The organism is Roseibium sp. (genome assembly GCF_048260565.1).
Lineage (GTDB): Bacteria > Pseudomonadota > Alphaproteobacteria > Rhizobiales > Stappiaceae > Roseibium.
The window spans coordinates 1,010,250-1,016,766 of record NZ_JBLXGP010000001.1 but is presented as its reverse complement, the minus strand read 5'-3'; the positions used below and the strand labels follow the sequence as shown (position 1 = coordinate 1,016,766).

At 59.3% G+C, this 6,517-nt stretch carries 5 protein-coding genes; 2 read left to right on the top strand and 3 right to left on the bottom strand.

Going from position 1 to position 6,517, the window contains the following annotated elements; translation table 11 throughout:
- Positions 1-186, top strand: a 186-nt coding sequence (locus ACN0SO_RS04635) for a hypothetical protein (RefSeq protein ID WP_417674988.1), incomplete at its 5' end; no start/stop codon positions are given.
- On the opposite strand, the gene gltA is transcribed toward ACN0SO_RS04635, so the two are convergent.
- Both gltA and gltX read right to left on the bottom strand, forming a co-directional pair.
- Positions 183-1,472 carry a citrate synthase gene (gene gltA, locus ACN0SO_RS04630; RefSeq protein WP_417674986.1) on the bottom strand — a complete coding sequence of 430 codons (1,290 nt, stop codon included), beginning with the start codon at positions 1,470-1,472 and terminating at the stop codon, positions 183-185. The genes ACN0SO_RS04635 and gltA overlap by 4 nt on opposite strands.
- 229 nt (positions 1,473-1,701) lie before the next feature.
- Positions 1,702-3,126: a glutamate--tRNA ligase gene (gltX, locus tag ACN0SO_RS04625; protein WP_417674984.1), complete on the bottom strand. Its 1,425-nt coding sequence runs from the start codon at positions 3,124-3,126 to the stop codon at positions 1,702-1,704.
- 138 nt (positions 3,127-3,264) lie between these two features.
- Between gltX and ACN0SO_RS04620 the strand changes: the two genes are divergently transcribed.
- Positions 3,265-5,643, top strand: a complete 2,379-nt coding sequence (locus tag ACN0SO_RS04620) for a ComEC/Rec2 family competence protein (RefSeq protein ID WP_417674982.1) — start codon at positions 3,265-3,267, stop codon at positions 5,641-5,643.
- A gap of 11 nt (positions 5,644-5,654) precedes the next feature.
- Here the strand turns inward: ACN0SO_RS04620 and lexA are convergent, their stop codons facing one another.
- A complete protein-coding gene (gene lexA / locus ACN0SO_RS04615) occupies positions 5,655-6,380 on the bottom strand; it encodes a transcriptional repressor LexA (RefSeq protein ID WP_417674980.1) in 726 nt (241 codons plus the stop codon).
- Positions 6,381-6,517 lie beyond the last annotated feature (137 nt).

Genomic DNA, 6,517 nt, shown 5'->3' with positions numbered 1-6,517 from the left:
CCAAAGCCCCGAAACAAGCACCCGCGTAATGGGAATATGCGCGTTAAAGACCAAACTCTGAAACGCCGACAATCGCCACAAAACCTAATCCAAAATAACAAACCCGCCGAAATCGACGGGTTTGTCAGCGGTCTGAAGGGCGCCGTGGGGCGCCCTCTTTCGTATCTTGCGCGTTTGCGTGCTTAGCGCTGATCGATCGGCACGTAGTCGCGCTGGGTTGCTCCGGTGTAGAGCTGGCGCGGGCGGCCGATGCGCTGGGACGGATCTTCCACCATTTCCTTCCACTGGGCGATCCAGCCGACGGTGCGGGCCAGAGCGAACAGCACGGTGAACATGGTGGTCGGGAAACCGAGCGCACGCAGGGTGATACCCGAATAGAAGTCGATGTTCGGATAGAGCTTCTTCTCGATGAAATATTCGTCGTGAAGGGCGATCTTCTCCAGTTCCATCGCCACGTCGAGCAGCGGATCGTCCTTGATGCCGAGCTCGCCGAGCACTTCGTGGGTGGTCTTCTGCATGATCCGGGCGCGCGGATCGTAGTTCTTGTAGACCCGGTGACCGAAGCCCATCAGACGGAACGGATCGTTCTTGTCCTTGGCGCGTTCGATGAACTCCGGAATGCGGTCCACAGAACCGATTTCCGTCAGCATGTTCAGCGCGGCTTCGTTGGCGCCGCCGTGTGCCGGGCCCCAGAGGCAAGCAATACCGGCGGCGATGCAGGCGAACGGATTTGCCCCGGACGAGCCGGCCAGACGCACCGTCGAGGTCGACGCGTTCTGTTCGTGGTCGGCGTGCAAAATGAAAATCCGGTCCATGGCGCGCGCCAGAACCGGATTGACCTTGTACTCCTCGCAAGGCACTGCGAAGCACATGTGCAGGAAGTTCGCGGAATAATCCAGGTCGTTGCGCGGATAAACGAACGGCTGGCCAACGTGATACTTGTAGGCCATGGCTGCGATCGTCGGCATCTTCGCGATCATGCGCAGGGAGGCGACCATGCGCTGGTGCGGATCGGAAATATCCGTCGAGTCGTGATAGAACGCGGCAAGCGCGCCGACCGTGCCGCACATGACGGCCATGGGGTGCGCATCCCGGCGATAGCCGGAGAAGAACCGGTTCATCTGCTCGTGGATCATCGTGTGATAGGTCACACGCTGAACGAAGTCGTCCTTTTGCACCTTCGTCGGCAACTCGCCGTAAAGCAGCAGGTAGCAGGATTCCAGGAAGTCGCCATGGTTCGCGAGCTGGTCGATCGGGTAGCCGCGATAAAGCAACGTTCCTTCGTCACCGTCGATATAGGTGATCTTGGATTCGCACGAGGCTGTTGACGTGAAACCCGGATCGTAGGTGAACATGCCCGTTTCTTTGTAGAGCGAGGAAATGTTCACCACAGACGGGCCAATCGATCCGTCAAGAACGTCAAAGGCGTAATCGTTACCGCCCACGTTGAGCTTGGCGTTGTTATCAGCCATTCAGGAAACCCCCTTTGTTGAGAAGCCTAAGCACCGTCTGTTTTGCAGTTTCCTGCCTGTTTTCAAGGCATTGGAAAGGCCGGCGGACGGTACCGGAGGAATGGTCGCGTTCTGCGTATCCCATTTGTCGCACTGCCGCAAGCGGCGCTGACCTCGCGCTTTGGTCAAATAGTCTGAAAATTTAACCTGACGTTTAGCCGGACTGTTTTTAACCAATTGAATTCACGCCTTAATTGGCTTGATCCTTGATCCTGTTCAGGGATTCTTCCCGTCCCAGCGCAACAAGCACATCGTAGATACCAGGAGACGTTCCGCGGCCCGTAAGTGCAGCGCGCAATGGCTGTGCCACCTTGCCGAGCTTGAGTTCCTGTGCCTCGGCAAACGCCTTGACTGCGACTACCAGGGGTTCTGCTTCCCATGCCGGTACGGAGGCCAGGGTTTCATGCAGACCGGCCAACAGCCCGCGAGCCTCGTCGTTGAGAATATTCGCGGCCTTTTCATCGCAGTCCAGCGGGCGCTGACGCCACAGATAGGACGCGCTTTCCGTCAGTTCGACCAGTGTCTTTGCCCGCTCTTTGAGCCCCGGCAGCGCGGCCAGCGCAGTTGCCTCGTGTTCCGGAGCGTTGAGCCAGGTCAGGACGTCGGGACCGCCGTCGATGTGCTCCAGACAGGCTTTCCAGTGCTGCAACAATTCGGCGTCCGCCGTGGCGCGCATATAGTGGCCATTGAGGTTTTCCAGCTTCTTGAAGTCGAAGCGCGCCGGCGACTTGCCTACGGCCTCCATGCCGAACCATTTGATCATGTCTTCGGTGGACATGATTTCCTCATCGCCATGGCTCCAGCCGAGGCGGGCGAGGTAATTGCGCATGGCTTCGGGCAGATACCCCATGGCGCGATAGGCTTCAGCGCCCAGGGCGCCATGGCGTTTGGACAGCTTGGCGCCGTCGGGACCATGGATCAGCGGTATATGTGCCATGACCGGCACATCCCAGCCCATGGCCTGGAAAATCAGTGTCTGGCGGGCAGCATTGGTCAGGTGATCGTCACCGCGGATGATATGGGTGATACCCATGTCATGATCATCGACGACGACGGCCAGCATATAGGTCGGCGTGCCGTCGGAACGCATCAGGACAAGATCGTCCAGATCCTTGTTGGGAAACGTGACCCGGCCCTGAACCAGATCGTCGACGATGGTTTCACCTTCCAGCGGCGCCTTCAGCCGGATAGCCGGGGCGACGCCTTCCGGGGCTTCGGACGGATCCCGATCGCGCCACGTGCCGTCGTAGCGGGGAGGGCGACCCTCGGCCCGTGCCTTTTCGCGCATTTCGGCAAGGTCTTCCTGCGTCGCATAGCAGCGGTAGGCCTTGCCTTGCGCCAGCATCTGCTCAACCACTTCCTTGTGGCGGTCGACCCGGGAGGCCTGCGAGATCGGTTCGCCGTCCCAGTTGAGACCGAGCCAGTTCAGACCGTCCAGGATCGCATCGACCGCCTCCTGGGTGGATCTGGCCTTGTCGGTATCTTCAATCCGCAGCAGCATCTTGCCGCCGTGGTGCTTGGAAAACAGCCAGTTGAAAAGTGCGGTGCGCGCGCCGCCGATATGCAGGAAACCGGTCGGGGAGGGAGCGAAACGGGTGACGACGTCTTGGGCCATGGTGTTCTTTGCAGGTCTCTGCCAATATGGAGAAAAGGGGTTGGCATAAAGCCGGATTGCGCGGGTCTTAGCATAGCCGGGCGGCAGGCAAAACTGTTCCGTAAGATCCATTGCGCAAAGACTGCTTGAATGTGATGCATGAAGGGGCAGGTCTTGAGCGGTGGAGCGGGGCATTATCCGCTAAAGGATGACGTCGGCTCTTCGAGGCCGGATCAGCCGCAAGCTCTTTCTCATAAACGCATTTTTAGACGCTTACGCTGGCCTGCCGCTGGCTTTCCGTATCGGGGAGGAAAAGCCGACGCGGCCCTATCGGATTTTTCGCAGCGAAGACAAGTCCGCGCTGAATGGAGACGGAAGCTCGCGGAACAGAAGCTGCTTTGGGCTACGTTCGCTTTCGCGGCGGGGATCGCCCTGTACACGCTCCTGCCGGAGGAACCGGATTTTATTGTCGTTTCGGCCTTGTTCGCCGCAAGCGGCCTTTTCGTCCTTCAAGCATTTCTCAAGGCTCGCCTGAGGCCGGCCGGAATGCTGGTGTTTGCCGTTATCACCGGCGTCTTCGTTGCCGATCTTCGCACCATCATCGTGGATGCTCCCCGTCTTCAGGAAGCACGTACATTCACGCTCGTCGGTCGGGTCACCGATCGTGAAAACACGCAGCGGGGAATGCGCCTTACGATTGGTGTCGACAAGGTCGTGGATCTGCCCCGAAATAAATCGGGAGATGCATTTCCTCAACGTGTCCGGATAAGCGTGCCGGAAACGACGGCCTCAGGAATTGGCGATGCGGTTACGGTTCGTGCACGTCTGTTTCCGCCATCAGGCCCGGTTCGGCCGGGAGGGTACGATTTTTCCTTTCGCGCCTATTTTGACCGGATCGGGGCAACCGGGTTTTCGTACGGGGTACCTCAGGCGGCAGAGCTTGATGAACCTTCCCTGCTTTTGAAGGCCAAACGGCAACTCGGAGATCTGAGACGGGGAATTTCAGACAGGATCTCCGGGATCCTGGGTACTGGACATCGTTCGGCGCTGGCGGCCGCCCTGCTGGTCGGGGACCGGAGCGGCCTTTCTCCGGAAAGCGAAGAGGCGCTGCGCCAGTCGGGGCTGGCGCATATTCTGGCGATCTCCGGCCTGCACATGGCGCTTTTCGCCGGTGGGACCTATGCGGTGTTGCTGATGATCCTGTCCCTGAGCCAGGCCGCCACTCTGTATTATCCGACCCACCGCATGGCGGCTGCCGCTGCTCTCGTGGCGGCGGCCTGCTATCTCGGGCTTTCAGGCGCTTCGGTCGCGACTCAGCGCTCTTTCATCATGGTCTTTCTGGTGTTTCTCGGGGTACTGACCGGCCGGCGCGGCCTGACATTGCGCAGTGTGGCTCTCGCGGGACTGGTTCTGTTGTTGCTGGCGCCGGAGCGGCTTTTTTATCCCGGCTTCCAGATGTCGTTCGCTGCGGTGATCTGCCTTGTTGCAGCTTATGATTCTCTGAGGAATGTTCAGCGGGTGAACCTGCCGAAAGAGCGAAGCGCAGTCCCCGTTTTCCGGGGGATGCGGATCGTTTTGCGCTGGACGTTCGGTCTTTTCCTGACCGCGCTTATCGCGGGAACGGCGACCGGGTTGATCGGTGCCTATCACTTCGGTCGCATCGCGCCTTACGGGCTCATCGGCAATATGCTCGGCATGCCGGTATTCTCGCTCATTGTCATGCCCATGGGGGTTCTGGCCCTGATCCTCATGCCTTTCGGGTTGGCGAGCCTCCCATTGCAGATCATGGCCATTGGCCTCGATTTGCTTTTGGCGATCGCGGAGTGGACGGCCGGACTTGGAGCGCATAGCGGGGCTGTGCCGGTGCCGGATGCGATCACCACATTCCTTGCCACCGCAGGGCTCTTCGTTCTGCTGCTTCTGCCGGGAAAGTTGAAAGGCTTCAGCGCAATTCCTTTTGTGGCGGCTGTCGTTGCAGCCAACCTGTCGCGCCCGCCTGACGTTCAGATTGCCGAAAAAGGGGGATTGATCGCTGCACGTGATGATGGCGGCACCTTGCGCATTCATGCGGGCAGAGCAGGATTTGCGACCGACAACTGGCTTCAAATGGAAGGCCTTCCGGAAAGGGCCTTTCAGGAGCACAAGATGGTTGAGGGGCAATATGCCTGTGACGGGACCAGCTGCCTCTATCGGGCTTACCCCGATAGCGCCCGCGCCGCCTACAAGACTTTGTTCGGGTTATCCGATGCCGGCGAACAGGACATGGAGGCCGTAAGACGCGCGCCGCTTTTGATTGCGATGCCCAAGACTGCCGATGCGCTCCATCTGGACTGCCGTTTTGCGGATGTTATCGTCACGACACTCACCGTGCCGGCTGATTGCCGTGCAAGACTGGTGATCGATGGCCGAAACAGACATGCCCTTGGCGCAATCTCGATCTGGTTGGCGCTGCCGGAACAGAATCCGGAGTTGCATCATGCACAGATCGCTTATTGGCGGGCGGCGAAAACCTCACCGCCACGCCCATGGCACAAATAGCATTTTGGGCTTCAATACTGACGGAACAGAGCCACCAGGCGCCCTTGGACACGGACACGGCCAGGTCCGAAAATTCGCGTTTCATATACGGGGTTTGCGGCTTCGAGCGCAATCGAGTCGCCTTTCTTGCGCAGCCGTTTCAGCGTTGCTTCTTCGTCGTCCACCAAAGCGACGACGATATCGCCGCTGTCGGCCGTATCGCTCTTGCGGATCAGCACCGTGTCACCGTCGAGAATTCCGGCTTCGATCATGGAGTCGCCGCGTACTTCCAGTGCGTAATGCTCCCCCTTTCCAAGCAGATCCGCGGGGACGCTGATTGAGTGGCTATGCGTCTGGATTGCCTCGATCGGGACACCGGCGGCAATCCGGCCCATGACGGGCACTTCAACGCCGGCGTGATGATCATGAACAGCTGGAGCAGGTGCCGGTTCGGCCGGCGCAGACGGTTTGCCAAGAGATCCCTCGATGACCTCGGGAGAGAAGCTGCCGCGGGGTCGCGGAACACCGAGGCCGGGGGCAATGGAATCAGGCAGCCGGATCACTTCCATGGCGCGCGCCCGGTTGGGCAGGCGCCGGATGAAGCCACGCTCTTCCAGAGCAGTAATCAGGCGGTGAATACCGGATTTCGACCTCAGATCGAGCGCGTCTTTCATTTCGTCGAAGGACGGCGGTACGCCGGTTTCCTTCAGTCTTTCGTGGATGAACATCAGAAGTTCATATTGCTTGCGCGTCAACATCAGTCGGTCTCCCGTGCGAACCTGCGCCGGTACAAATCATGAACGTACCATACCTGTTCTCATTGTGTTCTGCAAGCATTAAGGACGCGTTAGCGGCGTAACCATCCGCAGTAGAGGCGCAAAAGCTAACTGAGTGG